The sequence below is a fragment of the Candidatus Enterococcus moelleringii genome (assembly GCF_017377575.1).
Lineage (GTDB): Bacteria > Bacillota > Bacilli > Lactobacillales > Enterococcaceae > Enterococcus_A > Enterococcus_A moelleringii.
On the sequence record NZ_JAFREM010000020.1, the window covers coordinates 50,159 to 66,175 of the forward strand.

Here is a 16,017-nt window from a genome sequence, read left to right on the forward strand (position 1 = left end):
AAATGTTTGTTCGTTTATTATAGAGTAAAAGATCTTTTTTGTAAGCTGAAACGTTCGGAAGCTAAGTTAAACGTACATTCGTTTATCATTTCTAAGCAAGAAAATCGCTCTTGCTAGTCCTTATATTTCACGGCATCCCAACTCATTTGGATAATGTCATCAATCATCGACTCGGTCAACGACAAGGTTTTGGCATGATAGTCCCGCACAAATTGCATCGCTGGATTGATGGTAAAGCCGGCAATGATCGTCGTGTCTACATTTTTGAAGACGTTCGTCTCCTTGCCTTCGTCATAAATCGAGTGGAATTGCTGGAATAGCTGCGAAATACTTTCGCTGACTTCCTCATTCAACAACGGTGAACTTTGAAACTGATCAATAAACAGGAACTCCTGCTGATTGTTCACTAAAAATTGAATGAATTTCCGCAAATACTGCTTATAACGTTCCTCAACAGTCGCATTTTCATCATAGTTAGACATTACGTAATCACGCATTTTCTTTTTCGAATGAAAATACAGCTTATTGATTAAATCCTCCTTGTTATCAAAGTAGACATAAATCGTTGCTGCTGACACATTAGCTTTTTTGGCTATTTGCGACATGGGCGTATCGGAGAAACCCCGCTCGTTGATTAAGTCCATCGCCGCTTGGATGATATTATCACGTTTAGTAAAATCTTTCTTTCTCATGTTTTCTATATTAAACGATCATTCGTTTATTGTCAATCATTCATTTTTCTTGTAGCTGAATTTTTTTATTTCAACGCAGCGCTACGGGATTTATCTATTATAGCTAAATTAAAACGCAGAATCATTTTTCCGTTTAAAATAATGTGGTGCATTTCAGAAAATTTACGTATCCCTCTAACCTTTATTCCTTTTCCATCTTGTTATTATAATAATAATACTAAGTTTGTCCGTTTCATAGAATAACCAACTGTCCTCCATATTTTAGTAAACTGGCTGCAATCAACTTTTTGGTTTCTTAGCGTTATTAGAAACTCGATTCTTACAAAAGGTGTCTTGACAGGTCAGGTTGAACTTTTTCAGAATTTTTAAAAAAAGCGTTTTCTTTTCGTCTCTTTTATATTATAATCATTTCAAATAAGTAATAACATGTTAGGAGAGATGAAAATGAATATAAAATATCTTGAGCTAAAACAGTTACTAACACTCCAACCGGGTTCCCTTAAAGGGCGCTTCAAAGATAATTATAACCACAAAGTTAAGGACGCAGCCTATATAATCCAAGCCGCGGTCTTAGTTATGGTGCGCAATTTTTTCTCCATTGATAACTTTTCCTTCATGGCTCGCGATTTTATTCGCGAATTATTTCTCGATCATTCCGCTGAATTAGTCTCCGTGCGTCATCTATGCATCTATTTTGAAGCTTATTTCACCGAAGAAGAATGGGCCGGAATCATCGACAGCTTATTTACTGATCACGACGAATATTTACAAGTTACCGCCAACGCGCGTTTACATACCGAACACATCCTCCCAATGCTGCACGCAGGCAAGTGTGAAGTGGAGACTCCTAAGAACTTAGCCTTAACTTTCTTTGATGCAGCCGGGAAAAAGCACCGCTGTACCATCAAGAATGTTCACCGCAGCTATACGACTCAAGAAAACTGTGCTGCTTTGTCCATTTTAGGCATGCTGACTATCTTTGAAAAGGATGGCGTGCGCCGTTTTACCAAATTGGCCAAGTCCCGCTTTGTCACCTACGAGGATGACTACGATTGTGCCAATGAAGAGGTGCCAGTTGAACCACAAGTAAAACCGTGGGTAATAAATGATCTATTTCAGCAGGAAGATGCGCCGGGATCTGCGTCCGAAATGAAAGCGGATAACCAGAATGTTCCTAAACATTATCATGCCCACGACAGCTTGAAAGGAAAAACCCGAGACCAGCTGCAGGACTTTCTGTTTGAAGGAGTTAATATCAAAAAATTGTCAGAACACGCGAAGCTCAGTCGGACTGCCACCGCAATGCTGGAAGGTATCCCGGTCAAAGAAGCTAAGGCGAAGTTTACTCCAGAAGAGAATCCCGGGGAAATCCTGGATCAGCTTTTAAAAGATTGGGAAGCGCGTTTGAGGGAAAAACACACACTTAAGAAAGAAACCCCTGAGAAAAAAGCCAGTCAAGAAGCTCGTCTGGAAGAAATCCGACGACAGCGCCAGGAAAAACAGGAGAAGGATAAGATCGATAAAGCCCTGCGGCGAAAAGGCAAAGGCGGCGGCAAAAAAGGGAAAAATGGCAAGCGGAAAAAATGAAAATAGCTGCGCCTGCCCTGCCGCAAAAAAATGACGAATACACCTGTTTTGTGCATTCATCATTTTGAGGTACAGCTTTCAAAATGGGCAAGTGCGACAATCGCCGATAATTTATTTGGTCTGGAATTGATCTCCCGACTATTATTTCCGATGCCCATCAAAGCTTAACTGTCTTTTTAGTAGCGTGACAGTGTGCCTTGAGGACAAGCCAAATCCAGTCGGTGTTCCCCTTTTCCGTACTCACTAGTTGCTGACTCACTATCAATGGCTTTCGCAGAAGTGTTGATGTGTAAATTGGTGGGCTCCGTTTCAAAAGATAAATCGATGTCTCCTTTGGTTGTTTGGATTTTGGCGGACTTATTTGCGGTGACTTGGTTTAGATAAATATCGCCGGTGATACTTTTGACAGAGAAATTATCCAGCTTCACTTCGTTTAGAGTAACATCGCCAGACTCAGTGTTGACCTGAGTCTTTTTGGCATAGTCTGCGGGAAGTTCAATCTCCAATTTACTATTGTCCTTAAAGCTAAACCCCCCGAACAAATCGCTTTTGGCTTCTCCTTGCTCAATCGTTAAAACACCATCAATCAATTTCGCTTTGGCGCCATCCCCGTGATTGAGGTTTTCTGCTGATATTTTAATTTGCCGGCTGTTGTTTTGCCGAATGTTCACATCCCACTCGTCGGTATTGACTACGATGCTTTCAACCTCCTCCAGCGAATAATCTTGCTTTTCTTCCGAGGAAGACACCTGATTCCAAGCAAAAACCCCCGCTGCAATCATTAACGCTACACTAATAACTAAAATTGTTTTCTTCATTTATATTTCCTCCTATACTAGATCGCTGCTGTCGACTCGGCGAATGGACAAGTAGCCAATCAATAGGCCAATGCCGGCCAAAATAATCGGTACCACCAGCATTTGTGCCAGATTAATCGTCGTACTTCCATCAGAAACCGTCCCATTGACTAACAATCCGATAATCACGCCCCAAGTAATGGTGGTGGAACTGGATTGTTTCTTCATGCCAAAATACAAAGGGATCAAACTCAGACAAGCCGTCATTAATGCATTGATCACCACACCAGGTAAACTGGCGATGATTTCGTGGCTGGTCATAGCTGAAGGAAATAATTCCAGAACAGGATTTAGCAACAAGGTCAGCCCGCTAATCACCAGCGTAGCAAAGACAGTACTGAAAAAACAAAAGCCGACGATTAGCAACAGTTTGCTTAGCAAGACGGTTTTCCGATTGACTGGATAAGTGAACAGTACTTGGATCGTTTTATTTTTGTATTCATCTACCACTAAACGTGACAGCAGGATGGCTGCGAAAATCACGAAGACGACGCGAATGATAATAGTGACAAACGACATAAAGCTGGTGAAATCCAGGAACATATTTTCACCTTGCTGCCTGGAGACAACGGCCATCAAGGCTGTAATGGCAAAAATGAGGATCGTGCTGATGATTGTGTTTTTGATATAGCCTGCTAAACGATTCTTTTTCCATTCTAGTTTCATTATTCTCATCATGTTACGCATCTCCCTTAATTATGTTTAAAAAATACTCTTCTAAAGTTTCTTGTTGGCGCTCAATTTTCGAGACTTTTATTTCCCCTTGAACTAAAACTTGGGTCACTAAGGCTTGATCAGCCTGTTTGTCGTATACGTAAATCAGGTTGTTTGTTTGCTGAACGTTTCTCAAAGACAACTCCGTTTGCAGGAGATTGACCGCTCTAGCTGGAGCATCCACTTCAATCATCAGTCGGGAGCTGCTTCGTTCTTTAATTTCCGAAAGTTGAACCTCTTTTACTAATTTCCCCTGATTAATTACCCCAATAGTGTCGGCAATCCACTCAATTTCTGAAACGATGTGGCTGGAAATCAGAATAGTCATCCCAAAATCTTCCTTTAGCTGAACTAGCAGCTCCCGGATTTCCTTAATCCCAATCGGATCTAAGCCATTTATAGGCTCATCTAAAATCAAGATTTCTGGATTAGTCAAAATCGCTCGGGCAATTCCTAACCGTTGCCGCATCCCTAAGGAGAATTCCGTAACTAATTGTTCACCGACAGTTTCCAGTCCAACAATTCTTAACACTTCCAGAATTCTGGCAGGATTGTTTTCTCCCATGTATTCCCCGTGCAAGACTAAATTTTCTTTAGCCGTCAGCTTTTGATAAAAAACCGGTGTTTCAATCATGTTGCCGATTTTTTTGAGATAGCTGTAAGATTTCTTTTGAATCCATTTATCTTCTACGTGAATTTCCCCTTCAGTTGGTTTGACTAGGTTTAAGATCATTTTCATAATGGTCGTTTTCCCGGCGCCGTTTGGTCCGAGAAAACCATAAATTTCATTTTTTCTGATGTTCATGGTGACATTGGATACGACTTCTTGACCTTTAAAAGTCTTACTGACTTGTTTGATTTCGATGATGTTTGACATGTTTGTTCCTCCTATGTTCTTTCCTTAATTACAGCTTAGCTGGATTAGCCGGCAGAAAATAGGCGATTGCGTGAATGGTCATTTAACTTGCTTGAAAGACCTGAAAAGCTTGGTGAACTGTTCAGCTTTAGAACACACCACAAAAAAACCAGTGAAAGTTGTTATAAAATGGACCCTGTAAATAGTACACGGAAAAAAGACCGTGTATAAATTTACAGGGTCCATTTGCAGTTTGCAGGCTATCTGGCATACAATGGACACACTAGATCGATTGGGGCGATTAAAATGTCAGTACATCATTTTACGGACGAACAAAGAAAGCAACTAGAGATGAATCCTTTCGTAAAGAAGGTAAGTTCGAAAGCTATTACTTACTCTGAAGCGTTCAAAGAACATTTCTGTGTCGAGTATGCACTTGGAAAACAACCAACACAAATTTTTAGAGAGGCAGGGTTTGATCCTGTTGCTTTAGGTCAGGTTAGAATTGATGGTTTTGCTAAACGTGTTCGAAAGATGTCACAACGAGCGGAGGGCTTTGAAGATCAACGCGCTACTCATTCAGGGCGGCCTCGACACGTAGAACGAACCACTCAAGAAGAACTCGCCTTTCTTCGTCACCAGCTGAAGGTACGAGACCAACAAATCGAAGTGCTAAAAAAAACGAATTTTATCCATCACAAAGCGGAAACGAAACGCAAGAGAAATTCGCCCTCATCCAACGAATGACCTGCCGTGACAATAACTTGTTAAACATTTCATGGCTTTGCGAAGCGACACAAGTTTCTCGTTCGGGTTACTATGCTTGGCTTAATCGCAAAGACCAACGCAATCAAAAAGAAGCCCAGGATCAAGCGGACTACGCCCTTATCCTGGAAGTGTATCATTTTCGCGGTTACGCTAAAGGCTCAAGAAGCATTCACATGCGCCTCATGCATACGGGAATCATAATGAATCGTAAAAAGATTCAACGACTGATGCGAAAATACCAACTGGTTTGTCCCATTCGAAAACCAAATCCCTACAAGCGAATGGCGAAAGCGAAAAAAGAACATGCGACAAAACCCAATTTAGTCGATCGTCAATTTGATGTGACCACACCTAAAACAGTCCTATTAACAGATATCACGTATCTTCGCTACGGTCGGGGGAAATTTGCGTACCTTTCCACGATAAAGGACAGCTGCACCCATCAAATTTTGGCATATGTCCTTAGTGAATCTTTAATGGTTGATTTTGTCCTTGAGACGGTGGAACAATTGCTTACCAATCACGTGATTCCAAAGAACCAAAAGACCCTCATCCATTCGGATCAGGGTGTCCACTATACATCCATAAAATTCCAATCACTATTAAAAGATAAAAAACTACGCCAATCTATGTCCCGACGGGGGAACTGCTGGGACAATGCCCCACAGGAATCGTTTTTCGGCCACATGAAAGATGAACTGCCTGATCTGGGCTCTTGTGATCGCTTCGCGGAGCTGCACGCGCTCATTGATACGTACATGCATTACTACAATGAAGAGCGTTACCAATGGAAATTAGAAAAACTATCCCCCAATCAATACGAGCGTTACCTTAAAACAGGAGATCATCCTTTAGCCAATCGGCTGGAGGCGTAAGTCGTGTGTGGTACTCTTGTTGTACCAGCATAGGACCTTCATACTCTTGATAAAAGCGTTCGCTATATTTGGCGTGCCACTCATCAAATAGTTCATCCGAAACAGCTTGTGCAAGATCGTTATAATCGTCACCAATAACTAATTGGATATACAAGCCGTATTCTAATTCCAATGGATAATTTTTCAGCAGCCATTTCGATTGACTCACTAAGTTTTTTTCGCTCCCCAGGCCACTAGCCGCTTCTGAGAAGCGCAAGAAATAATCAAATTGTTCTTGGGTGGTCAACTCATCGAAGTAACGGCACATACAGTTTGGATATTCCTTTCTAAGATGCTTGGTGTAGAATAGATAAAATCGTTTCATTCGTTGACTCATGCTAGTAATGTATGACAAAAGGCCACTCCATTTTGGAGGGCCTTTTCACTGTCATCACTCCTCCTTGCTTTGAGCTTAGAGGATTTTTATTGTTTTTCACACGGTTTTTTATTTATTGTCCTTGACATGGGGTCCACATTATTAACCTTCACTGGTTGATTTTATTGGTAACTTCTTTAATTAGGCGGCGGGATATTAGACATTCATCACCGTTGGGGAAACGAACGGTTTTATTGGTGCGATCGATGCTGACAATATTGTCTAGATTGATGACAAATGCTCTATGACATCGCAGCAGCCGTTCATCCATCGTTTCGATTTCTTTTAACTCACCGTAAAACTCCAGCACTTTTTTAGCAGCTACTAAGCGCAATTTATGAGAGGTGCCAGTAGTTTCAAAATAGTAAATATCAGAATAAGGGATTTGCAGGTTGGTGTATTTGTTTTGGAAAATAAAGGCATCATCACTGACGCTTTGCCCCGTCTTTTCGGCGGCTAGCATCAGGCAAGTTTTGATCTCTTCGCGGATCAGCACCTCATCCTGGTCCTTTTCAATAAAATCCAAGGCTGAGACTTTATAAGCAAAAGTCAAAGGGGCCATTTCAGAGTGAGTCGTAATAAAAACAATCGTACCAAAGGGATCTTCTTGGCGAATGCTTTGAGCTACCTCCAGTCCGGTTTTTTCAATCTGATCAATTTCGATATCCAAAAAGTAAAGATTATGGCGACTGGCTAAATTCATTTTTTCCAATAAAACCTCCGGCCTGGCTGTCGCAATCAGATGCTGGTACTGAATTTTTTCCTGTTGGCAAATTTCTTCAATGGTTTGCTTCAAGCGTTGCTGCTGCAGCAAATCATCTTCTAAAATAAATATGTTCACGCCTATTCCTCCATTATTTTCAACACTTGCGAAAATTTCCCCGCTTCACTACTGGTTTCCAGCCAAACATTTGGGGTGTTCTCCAACAATTGCTGGACATTGTATAAGCCGATCCCGCGACCGGTTCCCTTTGAAGAGTAGCCTTTTTCAGCAAGTCCTTTTATGTTCACGAGACCCGTCGTGCTGTTTTCAATCATAATAATCTGCGTATCCTTTTCTTGAAAGATCGCCAGCTGCAACCATGGATCTTCCGTCAGCTCCGCTGCTTCAATCCCATTGTCCAACAAGATCGACAATACCCGAACCAGCAGCAGCAAGTCCGTATTGAACTGCGTGATCGGCGCCACTACTTCCACCTGCAGATCAATCTTCTTTTGCTTGGCAATTAACAGCTTGGCTGCCAGCAGGCTTTTGATTTCTGGTACTAAAATATTGCTGAGGCGAGCAATCATAAATTGGTTGGTTTGAAAGGTCTGCTGGGTTGGTTGAATCACCGAATGATAGATTTGCTGGATTTTCCCGATGTTTTCTTCCTTAATCGCTTCATCTAAACTAATTAAAATGTTGATGTAATCGTGCTTGAAATGATTTACTTCTTCATACAATGCCTCTACATGATTGGTATATTCCTGCAGCTGGGCCAATTGGACATCTTTTAACGCTTGGATCTCTTGTCTTCTTTGCCGCTGATAATAGGTATTTAATAGAAGCAAAGAAAAAATCACCAGCATAAACAAACTCAAAATTAGTAAATTATTCCACCAGCCATGGGTCTGCTGCTGGTTTTCATAGGTCAAGATGACATAAAGCAGACCAGTGACTGAAGCCAAAATCACAGTTAAAATCCCCATCGAAACATTGCTGACCTGCCGCAGTGATTTCAGCGCATAATCCGGCAGCCAGTGTTCCAGCGCGTTTATCAGTAAATAATTCACTAAAGGTGGTGTCAGTGCCACCGTCAGATACAAAAAATCTTGCGGAACCAAGGGCAGCTGAGCAAATAAATACTCCAAGGGTTGGGCGACTAAATAACCTAAAAAAGAATTCATCGACAAAGCGTACAACGCATAAAAGACACTCACCATCGTAAACTTTTTCTCTTTGATGAAGCCAATCAGAATGAATAACGCAAAAAAGAAGCCGGCGCTCCACACCCCGAAGCGGCTGCTAAACAGTAACCCAAAAATGACCATTACCAAGGGATAAGCCACTAACTCCCACTTGCTAAAGGAATAATTCGATACTTTTTTTAGAATCAGAAAGAAGCTGATAATTTGAATCGATACAATCAGAGTATAAATGTTGCCAAACTCCCTTCAGAAGGTTTTCTTAAGTATAGCATACGGAAAATGACAACACCCCACCCCTGCAAACAAATTACTAAGTTTGCGAGGGTGAGGTGTTGTTGTATTAGATTTTACTCCGCCAACCGAATCTCCATGTCGAAATCTTCCTCCTGCTGACTGACAAATGCTTCAAAGGCAGGATCGGTGATTTGGCCAAGACGGTGCAGCTCATCATAGGTACCGACTTCGCCGTAGTAAACAAACAGACTTTGGCTGTCGGAATTATAATCAAGAGCGCCGCTTACTGGTGTATCACCGGGCATTCCGTCGATCGCCAATTCATAATCCAGCTCGGTATATTTCTCCGGATAGCCATCCATGAAGGTTTGGAAGGTCAAGGTTTGTGGCAAATGGGTCAAAAAATCCTGACCGGTTACAGTATCGTTGATAAAACCGGCAAAGGTATTCTCGCCTACTTGCACTTGAATCGGTGTGCCTTCCTCGTTGGCAGTCGACGAACCATCCAGCGAAATATCCTGCAGGAAAGTTTCAACAGCTTCAGCCTCTATTTGGCTTGAAGTCAAATTCAACCCCGGTAGAATGTTGGATTCTGGCACCTGCTCAGCCAATTGCGTTTGAATTCCAGCAATTACGTCTTCATCTACTACTGCACTGGTGCTGAAAGGAATGATATTTTTTCCTGCCAACTCATCTGCATGCTGCGCCAAGAAGGACTGGATCGGATACGCAGCCTCATCGCTCCAAATCGGAAAGCCGACTAAAATCGTTTGGTAGTCCGCCACATTTTCTGGCACATTGGTTAATTCATCGAATTGGTTGTTGGCTTGCTGCTCTGCCACCCGATCGTTGATTCCTGAATTGTCGTCCTCCGGATAAGCGTTGGCGGCATCAATGCGTGCTAATTCCAAATTGCCAGAAGAACCAATCAGCTCCGCCAACTCATGAGTATTGTTAGTTAGCGAATAATACACCACTAGTGTGTCGTCTGGATTTAACGCACTGTTCCCGGTTGCCGGCAGACTGTTGTCTGTCTCAACGGCTTCTTCATTGTTGGAACAGCCGGCCAGAAAAACCACCAGCATTAGGCTTGCTGCTACTATTAATAAACTTCGTAAATTCTTTTTCATGCACATTCCTGCTTTCTTTATCGATTGAATGTAGCATATGCCTTAACCTGAAGGTGAACTCAACGGCAATTTTTCCTTCGTAAGGATTTCTTAATGATTTAGCATTTCTAAAAAAATTAGACAAAAAAATAGAGAAGCCCTCGTTTCGGCTTCTCCATCCACTATTTTTCCTAAATCACATTCAACTTACGGCGACGGATTTTTTCCTCTTTAACCGCCTCTTCCATTTCCCGATCACTCCAAGGAACCAGTATTTTTGACTCCCCTTCAATCAACATGAGGCCTTTTTCACAGCTGATGGAGATGAGATTAGTGACACATGTGCTGACTGCATCCTCCTCTTCAATCTCACCCATATAGGTAAAATCATGGTCCTTGATTTCATCACAATCTTCAAAATAATCTTCAAACCGGCTTTCAGGATCGTACTCATCAAAATCCGAGGGTGTATTCATTTTTTGAACAACTGCCCTCATCTCCATCGGAAGTCTTTCGTGATTACTTTTTTTAATACTCAAAATATCGGTAATTACCCATACGCCGCCATCATTTCTATCATCGACGAAGCTGCCGATCTTGATATTTCCTCTAAAATAAATCGTAATAATATCCTGCATACCTGCGCCCTCATTTCTATCTTAACATTTTACGCTTTATTCATTGGCCGCGCCGTCGATCACATCGAAGGTACTGAGCCGGTCCTTTTTAACCGCCGCTTCCATCTCTTCTTGACTCCAAGGTGGCAGATCGAAATCCTCACATTCCATAAACAAATCCCCCTGCTTGCAGCTAAGCGATAAAATATTCGTCTGGATGAAAGTTATTCCATCATCCCCTACAATCGTCTCGCCTAGCTTCAAAAAATATTCTCCGGTTGTTCGACAGTTTAGGTAATCCATCTCAACAGTCGTTACCGGATCCTCCTCTGCATCATAATCCGCCACCGTTCCGACGATTTGAACAATCAGTTCCATCCATAGCTGGTAATCTTCATTCTTACATTTTCGGATTTCCAAAATGCGGGTAACCACTCCCAGCCTGCCATCATCCAAGGTCAAGGTATCCCCCACAGAAAGGTCACCACTTATATAAATTACCACTTGCTCTTGCATCCTTCTCACCCACCTGCTATCAGCTGTTTTTGCCAATTAATTTAAAGGTTGTTAAGCGTTTCTTTTTGGCTGCCCGCCGCATGTCCTCGTCACTCCAAACCGGAAAAATCTGGACACTGCAGGTCATAATTAAATCCTGATAATTATGACCAGTGTAGGTAACCGAGACAATTTTTGATATGTACCCTAACAAACCATCCTGTTCAAACGATAGCAGCACGACATCGCCAACTTGAAGGAAAGGATTCTCCTCGGTTTCCACTCCTCCTGGGTAGCGCCGTTGATACCTGTCCCATTCGCCATACCAAGGATCAAACTTATGAAGTACCGACTTTGTGCCATACTCCTGAGCGATCACTCGTACTTTCATTCGGTCTTCAGACATATATTCAACTAGATTCACCACATTGGTGATTACGTACAGCTTGCCATCAGATTCTATGGTCTCACCGATTTCTATGTAGCCTGTTCGTTCTAAAATAAACACTTTTTGCATAACCAACTGTCCTCTCCTGCTTAAATCCTTTATTTAACTATCGGATGCTGAACTTCCTTCAATTACATCAAATTTCCCCACGCGATTGTGTTTTACAAAGCGCTGCATTTGCTCCTGACTCCAAGGCTTGATTAACGTGGCTTCGATTACCATAATCAAGTCCCCTTCTTCGTATTTTATATCCAAAATATTCGTGATCATCCCGCATAAACCTTCATCATTATAGACCTCGCCAATTCGTTCAAACACCAGCGGGTCAGTTACCTTTGATAGATCATAGCGTTCCACAAAGGTAAATACCGGTTCGTAATCATCGTAATCTGACGCAGCCCCCACCATTTGGCAAACGGCATCAATTTCTAAAAAATCGGGATAATCCGTCGATTCTTCCATCAAGAAAATATGGGTGATGACAAACTGCTTCCCATCATGTTCCACTACTTCGCCGGTAAAGGCGGCGGTTTTTCGATAGAGTGTGATTATCTCCTGCATGTTCCCCATCCTTTCACAAAACTAGATTCTCAGCCTTGCCCGTCGATCACTTTAAAGGTGGCTAGACGTTCTTTTTTGACTGCTCGTTTCATCTCTTCCTCACTCCAAGGGACAAAGCGTTGAAGTGAGTAGTGCACCGTAAGTTCCTCCTGCTCCGGTTTGACAAATAGAATCTGACTAACGAAGCCGCACTTTTCTTTGGAGATGGGATAGGCTTGCCCCGCTTCGTCATAGGTCTTGCCTCGGCGGTCTTTTCCTTCGAGATAGCGTTTTTCGTACTGATAAAAACGTCCAACATCGTCATATTCTGCTGGAAGTCCATACTGCTGGGCTACCACCTCCAGCTGCAGGTGCCCTTCGCGGTCGCATGCCAGGATTTTCACCATGTGGGTGATTACAAACAGCTTGCCATCATACTTAAATACTTCGCCAACTCTGGCGGCCCCTGAGCGTTTTATTGTGAATAGCGCTTGCATTTTCTCATCCCTCCGATGCTGCAACCTGCTGGATTTTACTTCTTATCCAGCATTTTGATAGTGCTTACTCTGATATCATACAAAAAAGCGGCGCGGCTGTCATGCTATTTTTCGATATTTTAGTTAGTTTTTTACCAATACCAGGATCATTTTGTTGAATCTAAGTTTCATTATAAAAAAGTGGGTTTGTCTCCACAAAAAAGTCGCTATTTATGACTATTAGAAAAACCCCTTTGCATCCTGTCATCGATGCAAAGAGGTTGATTTTAAGTTTAAGTATGTCCGACAATTTTGTGGGGAATATACGGTTCTTCTAAATAAAGTACGTCTTCCGGCGCCAGCTTGAAGTCCACAGCTGCCACCGCACTTTCGATGTGACTCATCTTAGTCGCACCCACCACTGGCGCGGCAACTGGTTCTTTTTGCAGCAGCCAGCCTAGAGCGATGTTCACACGGCTAGTTTCGTATTTTTCCGCTAGCTCAGCCACACGATCAATAATGACTTGATCCATTTCGGCGGTTTCGTCGTACTTGGCCTTTTGGGCCTGATCGGTGGTGCTGCGAGAAGTTGCGGTGGAAGAATCTCGCACCAAACGACCAGATGCCATTGGGCTGTAAGGCGTTAAAGCGATTTTTTCTGACAGGCAGTAAGGGATCATTTCCCGTTCTTCTTCCCGATAAATCAGATTTAAGTGATTTTGCATGGAAACAAACTTGGTCCAGCCGTTTTTCTCAGCGACATTGTTGGCTTTTTGGAACTGGTAGGCATACATAGCTGATGCCCCGATGTAGCGAGCTTTTCCGGCTTTCACCACATCATGCAAGGCCTCCATCGTTTCTTCAATCGGGGTAAACGGGTCCCAGCGATGAATCACGTACAAATCCACATAATCCGTCTGCAGCCGTTGCAGGCTTTGATCGATTTGCGACATGATGGCTTTGCGAGAAAGTCCTTGACCATTAGGGCCATCGAACATTTTTTGATGAACTTTAGTTGCCAGCACGATCTCGTCGCGCTTGGCAAAATCTTTCAAGGCCTTGCCCAAGATTTCTTCACTGCGGCCTAACGAATATACATTGGCGGTGTCAAAAAAGTTGATCCCTAAATCCAACGCCCGCTGAATCAACGGCCGGCTTTCGTCTTCCTCCAGTACCCACTTATGTATCCAGTTTTTGGGATCGCCAAAGCTCATACTGCCAAGACAGATGCGAGAGACGTCCATTCCGGTGTTGCCTAATTTTACGTAGTCCATTTTACTTATCCCTCCATGCGTTTGATTTGTTCCTCATGATTAATTATATCATCTAAATAAAAATTCCCTTCGCTGTAGCGGTATTTAAAAATGCAGCAATTGCCGATTTGGGCGCTGCGGCCGTTTAAGCGATCGGCTTCTTTGCTGGTGTGATCCCAAAATTTACGAAATTGTCCGCAGAAGGCGCCGTGAGTAACTGCTAAAACAGTTTGGGCTTCACCTTCCATCAAACCAAGACAGGTTTCCGCCGCTCGTTTTTGAAAAGCCTTCTCCTCTTCCCCACCGTATTCCACAAAGAAATCTCGGAAAGGCAGCGGAGGATTAATGACATCATTTTCCCCTTCCAGTCGGCCAAAGTGCCATTCCTTTAAACCTTTTAAGCGGGTATAAGGCTGATCGGTAATTAACTCCAAGGTATCGGAGGTTCGTTCCGAGGTGGAGCAGTAGGCTTGATCAAAGCGAATCCCCTTCGATTGAAAATACTGGCGAACCGTCTGAGCTTCGTGGATTCCCTGCTCCGTCAAAGCTGAATCACACCAGCCTTGAATTTTGTGCTGAACATTAAACAGCGTCTGGCCGTGACGCACTAAATATAAGGTTTTTTCCATTCCATCTGCTCCTCTTATAGAAACACCAAAAAGAATGGCCGAACCATTCTTTTTGGCAAATAAATTAAACTGATGCGGTTGCGACAACTGGACTAGCTAAGTTTTCGCCGTTTGTGGCGATTACTTGTTTGTACCAGTCAAAAGATTTTTTCTTGCTGCGGTTCAAGGTACCATTGCCTTCATCATCGCGATCCACATAGATGAAGCCGTAGCGTTTGCTCATTTGGCCAGTGCTGGCTGCCACTAAGTCAATACAGCCCCAAGTGGTGTAGCCTAACAGCTCAACGCCATCCACTTCTACTGCTGCCTTGAAGGCCTCCACGTGTTTGCGTAAATAATCAATTCGGTATTCATCATCCACAAAGCCGTTTTCGTCTGGCTGATCAATTGCTCCCAAGCCATTTTCTACGATAAACAATGGTTTTTGGTAGCGATCGTACAGCTGGTTCAAGGAATTCCGCAAGCCTAGTGGATCAATTTGCCAGCCCCATTCAGTGGATGGCAGGTTGTCGTTTTTAATAGAAGCAAATAAGTTCCCTGTCGCCTGTTGATAATCCTCAGGATGCGCACTAACAGTCCGTGAGCAGTAATAAGAGAAGGACACAAAATCCACTGGCGCAGATGCTAAAATCTCGGCATCGCCATCCTCCATCACAATATTCAAGCCTTCTTGCTCGAATTTCTTCAATGCATAATTTGGATATTTACCACGAGCCTGGACATCAATGAAGAAATAACCTTCCCTATCCCGTTTGATGGCTTCTTGATAATCCTCCGGCCGACAAGTGTACGGATAATGACTGCCGCCTGCTAACATACAACCGACTTGGATTTCCGGATCAACTTCATGAGCGATTTTTGTCGCCTTGGCACTAGCCAATAATTGGTAGTGAGCCGCTTGATACTTGATCTCTTCCTTATTGTCGCCTTCTTTAAAGATAATGCCGCCGCCTACAAATGGTTGATGCAGTAAAATGTTAATTTCATTAATCGTCAGCCAATATTTCACATAGCCCTTGAAACGCTTCAGCACGGTTTCTGCATAGCGGCTGTAAAAGTCCACCAGCTTGCGACTGCGCCAGCCGCCGTATTCCTTGATCAAGTGAATCGGCACATCAAAATGAGCGATGGTTACTAAAGGCTCGATGTTGTGCTTTTTCAATTCTTTAAAGATACCTTCGTAAAAAGCCAAACCTTCTTCATTGGGTTCCGCATCGTCGCCGTTAGGGAAAATCCGCGACCAAGAAAGAGACATGCGGTAAGCCTTAAAGCCCATTTCCGCGAACAATTGGATGTCATCCATGTAGCGATGGTACATATCAATTGCTTCTTTGGCTGGATAGTAATAACCTTCCTTCCATTCCAGCATTTCCATCTCGCCAAAACCAACTGCTTTGCGATCTTCGCCGCAGGGTAGGACATCGATGTTGGAAAGCTTGCGTCCGCCTTCCAACACCCCGCCTTCCACTTGGTTGGCGGCAGTTGCGCCGCCCCATAAAAAGTTTTTATCTAAAGCCATAATTAGCATCTCCTCGGTTAGT

At 43.0% G+C, this 16,017-nt stretch carries 19 protein-coding genes; 3 read left to right on the plus strand and 16 right to left on the minus strand.

The window, feature by feature from the left end:
- Positions 1 to 113: 113 nt before the first annotated feature.
- Complete coding sequence (locus JZO70_RS13540) at positions 114 to 692, minus strand: TetR/AcrR family transcriptional regulator (RefSeq protein ID WP_207674123.1); 579 nt, start codon at positions 690 to 692, stop codon at positions 114 to 116.
- 444 nt (positions 693 to 1,136) lie between these two features.
- Between JZO70_RS13540 and JZO70_RS13545 the strand changes: the two genes are divergently transcribed.
- Entirely contained in the window at positions 1,137 to 2,279 is a 1,143-nt protein-coding gene (locus JZO70_RS13545; protein WP_207674124.1) for a hypothetical protein, read from the plus strand.
- Positions 2,280 to 2,455: 176 nt separating this feature from the next.
- Here JZO70_RS13545 and JZO70_RS13550 read toward each other — a convergent pair whose 3' ends face one another.
- From JZO70_RS13550 to JZO70_RS13560, 3 genes are read right to left on the minus strand one after another with little or no spacing between them, the layout of a single operon-like run.
- Positions 2,456 to 3,097, minus strand: coding sequence for a DUF4097 family beta strand repeat-containing protein (locus JZO70_RS13550; protein WP_207674125.1), 642 nt, complete (start codon positions 3,095 to 3,097; stop codon positions 2,456 to 2,458).
- Positions 3,098 to 3,109: 12 nt separating this feature from the next.
- A complete protein-coding gene (locus JZO70_RS13555; RefSeq protein WP_207674126.1) occupies positions 3,110 to 3,814 on the minus strand; it encodes an ABC transporter permease in 705 nt (234 codons plus the stop codon).
- A 1-nt stretch (position 3,815) separates the two neighbouring features.
- Positions 3,816 to 4,727: an ATP-binding cassette domain-containing protein gene (locus JZO70_RS13560; RefSeq protein ID WP_207674127.1), complete on the minus strand. Its 912-nt coding sequence runs from the start codon at positions 4,725 to 4,727 to the stop codon at positions 3,816 to 3,818.
- A gap of 285 nt (positions 4,728 to 5,012) precedes the next feature.
- On the opposite strand from JZO70_RS13560, the gene JZO70_RS22450 reads away from it, so the two are divergent.
- Together JZO70_RS22450 and JZO70_RS13565 are read left to right on the plus strand one after the other, a co-directional pair.
- Positions 5,013 to 5,453, plus strand: a complete 441-nt coding sequence (locus tag JZO70_RS22450) for an HTH domain-containing protein (protein WP_242703941.1) — start codon at positions 5,013 to 5,015, stop codon at positions 5,451 to 5,453.
- A gap of 17 nt (positions 5,454 to 5,470) precedes the next feature.
- Positions 5,471 to 6,349 carry an IS3 family transposase gene (locus JZO70_RS13565; protein WP_242703942.1) on the plus strand — a complete coding sequence of 293 codons (879 nt, stop codon included), beginning with the start codon at positions 5,471 to 5,473 and terminating at the stop codon, positions 6,347 to 6,349.
- Here JZO70_RS13565 and JZO70_RS13570 read toward each other — a convergent pair.
- The 12 genes from JZO70_RS13570 to JZO70_RS13625 all read right to left on the minus strand — a co-directional run bounded on the left by JZO70_RS13570 (position 6,306) and on the right by JZO70_RS13625 (position 15,995).
- Positions 6,306 to 6,713: a hypothetical protein gene (locus JZO70_RS13570; protein ID WP_207674128.1), complete on the minus strand. Its 408-nt coding sequence runs from the start codon at positions 6,711 to 6,713 to the stop codon at positions 6,306 to 6,308. The genes JZO70_RS13565 and JZO70_RS13570 overlap by 44 nt on opposite strands.
- Positions 6,714 to 6,873: 160 nt before the next feature.
- The gene (locus JZO70_RS22710; protein ID WP_207674129.1) at positions 6,874 to 7,605 is read right to left on the minus strand and encodes a LytTR family transcriptional regulator DNA-binding domain-containing protein; all 732 of its coding nucleotides are present in this window, start codon (positions 7,603 to 7,605) and stop codon (positions 6,874 to 6,876) included.
- A gap of 2 nt (positions 7,606 to 7,607) precedes the next feature.
- On the minus strand, positions 7,608 to 8,816 hold the full coding sequence (locus tag JZO70_RS22715) for a GHKL domain-containing protein (RefSeq protein ID WP_207674130.1): 1,209 nt from the start codon (positions 8,814 to 8,816) through the stop codon (positions 7,608 to 7,610).
- 206 nt (positions 8,817 to 9,022) lie between these two features.
- Positions 9,023 to 10,039: a cyclophilin-like fold protein gene (locus tag JZO70_RS13585; protein ID WP_207674131.1), complete on the minus strand. Its 1,017-nt coding sequence runs from the start codon at positions 10,037 to 10,039 to the stop codon at positions 9,023 to 9,025.
- A 170-nt stretch (positions 10,040 to 10,209) separates the two neighbouring features.
- Positions 10,210 to 10,656, minus strand: coding sequence for a hypothetical protein (locus JZO70_RS13590; protein WP_207674132.1), 447 nt, complete (start codon positions 10,654 to 10,656; stop codon positions 10,210 to 10,212).
- Positions 10,657 to 10,692: 36 nt separating this feature from the next.
- A complete protein-coding gene (locus tag JZO70_RS13595) occupies positions 10,693 to 11,151 on the minus strand; it encodes a hypothetical protein (RefSeq protein WP_207674133.1) in 459 nt (152 codons plus the stop codon).
- Positions 11,152 to 11,170: 19 nt separating this feature from the next.
- Positions 11,171 to 11,653 (minus strand): hypothetical protein, encoded by a 483-nt coding sequence (locus JZO70_RS13600; RefSeq protein WP_207674134.1) that lies wholly within the window; start codon positions 11,651 to 11,653, stop codon positions 11,171 to 11,173.
- Between the two features lie 27 nt (positions 11,654 to 11,680).
- Positions 11,681 to 12,139, minus strand: a complete 459-nt coding sequence (locus JZO70_RS13605) for a hypothetical protein (RefSeq protein WP_207674135.1) — start codon at positions 12,137 to 12,139, stop codon at positions 11,681 to 11,683.
- 29 nt (positions 12,140 to 12,168) lie between these two features.
- Complete coding sequence (locus JZO70_RS13610; RefSeq protein ID WP_207674136.1) at positions 12,169 to 12,615, minus strand: hypothetical protein; 447 nt, start codon at positions 12,613 to 12,615, stop codon at positions 12,169 to 12,171.
- 272 nt (positions 12,616 to 12,887) lie between these two features.
- Positions 12,888 to 13,868 (minus strand): aldo/keto reductase, encoded by a 981-nt coding sequence (locus tag JZO70_RS13615; protein WP_207674137.1) that lies wholly within the window; start codon positions 13,866 to 13,868, stop codon positions 12,888 to 12,890.
- Positions 13,869 to 13,873: 5 nt separating this feature from the next.
- On the minus strand, positions 13,874 to 14,476 hold the full coding sequence (locus JZO70_RS13620; protein ID WP_207674138.1) for a histidine phosphatase family protein: 603 nt from the start codon (positions 14,474 to 14,476) through the stop codon (positions 13,874 to 13,876).
- 64 nt (positions 14,477 to 14,540) lie between these two features.
- On the minus strand, positions 14,541 to 15,995 hold the full coding sequence (locus JZO70_RS13625) for a 6-phospho-beta-glucosidase (RefSeq protein ID WP_207674139.1): 1,455 nt from the start codon (positions 15,993 to 15,995) through the stop codon (positions 14,541 to 14,543).
- Between the last annotated feature and the right edge of the window lie 22 nt (positions 15,996 to 16,017).

Bases quoted from the DNA above. Each gene is read 5' to 3' on its own strand.
- JZO70_RS13540 (WP_207674123.1), bottom strand. From the start codon at position 692: ATGAGAAAGAAAGATTTTACTAAACGTGATAATATCATCCAAGCGGCG.
- JZO70_RS13545 (WP_207674124.1), top strand. From the start codon at position 1,137: ATGAATATAAAATATCTTGAGCTAAAACAGTTACTAACACTCCAACCG.
- JZO70_RS13550 (WP_207674125.1), bottom strand. From the start codon at position 3,097: ATGAAGAAAACAATTTTAGTTATTAGTGTAGCGTTAATGATTGCAGCG.
- JZO70_RS13555 (WP_207674126.1), bottom strand. From the start codon at position 3,814: ATGATGAGAATAATGAAACTAGAATGGAAAAAGAATCGTTTAGCAGGC.
- JZO70_RS13560 (WP_207674127.1), bottom strand. From the start codon at position 4,727: ATGTCAAACATCATCGAAATCAAACAAGTCAGTAAGACTTTTAAAGGT.
- JZO70_RS22450 (WP_242703941.1), top strand. From the start codon at position 5,013: ATGTCAGTACATCATTTTACGGACGAACAAAGAAAGCAACTAGAGATG.
- JZO70_RS13570 (WP_207674128.1), bottom strand. From the start codon at position 6,713: ATGAAACGATTTTATCTATTCTACACCAAGCATCTTAGAAAGGAATAT.
- JZO70_RS13585 (WP_207674131.1), bottom strand. From the start codon at position 10,039: ATGAAAAAGAATTTACGAAGTTTATTAATAGTAGCAGCAAGCCTAATG.
- JZO70_RS13590 (WP_207674132.1), bottom strand. From the start codon at position 10,656: ATGCAGGATATTATTACGATTTATTTTAGAGGAAATATCAAGATCGGC.
- JZO70_RS13595 (WP_207674133.1), bottom strand. From the start codon at position 11,151: ATGCAAGAGCAAGTGGTAATTTATATAAGTGGTGACCTTTCTGTGGGG.
- JZO70_RS13605 (WP_207674135.1), bottom strand. From the start codon at position 12,139: ATGCAGGAGATAATCACACTCTATCGAAAAACCGCCGCCTTTACCGGC.
- JZO70_RS13610 (WP_207674136.1), bottom strand. From the start codon at position 12,615: ATGCAAGCGCTATTCACAATAAAACGCTCAGGGGCCGCCAGAGTTGGC.
- JZO70_RS13615 (WP_207674137.1), bottom strand. From the start codon at position 13,868: ATGGACTACGTAAAATTAGGCAACACCGGAATGGACGTCTCTCGCATC.
- JZO70_RS13620 (WP_207674138.1), bottom strand. From the start codon at position 14,476: ATGGAAAAAACCTTATATTTAGTGCGTCACGGCCAGACGCTGTTTAAT.
- JZO70_RS13625 (WP_207674139.1), bottom strand. From the start codon at position 15,995: ATGGCTTTAGATAAAAACTTTTTATGGGGCGGCGCAACTGCCGCCAAC.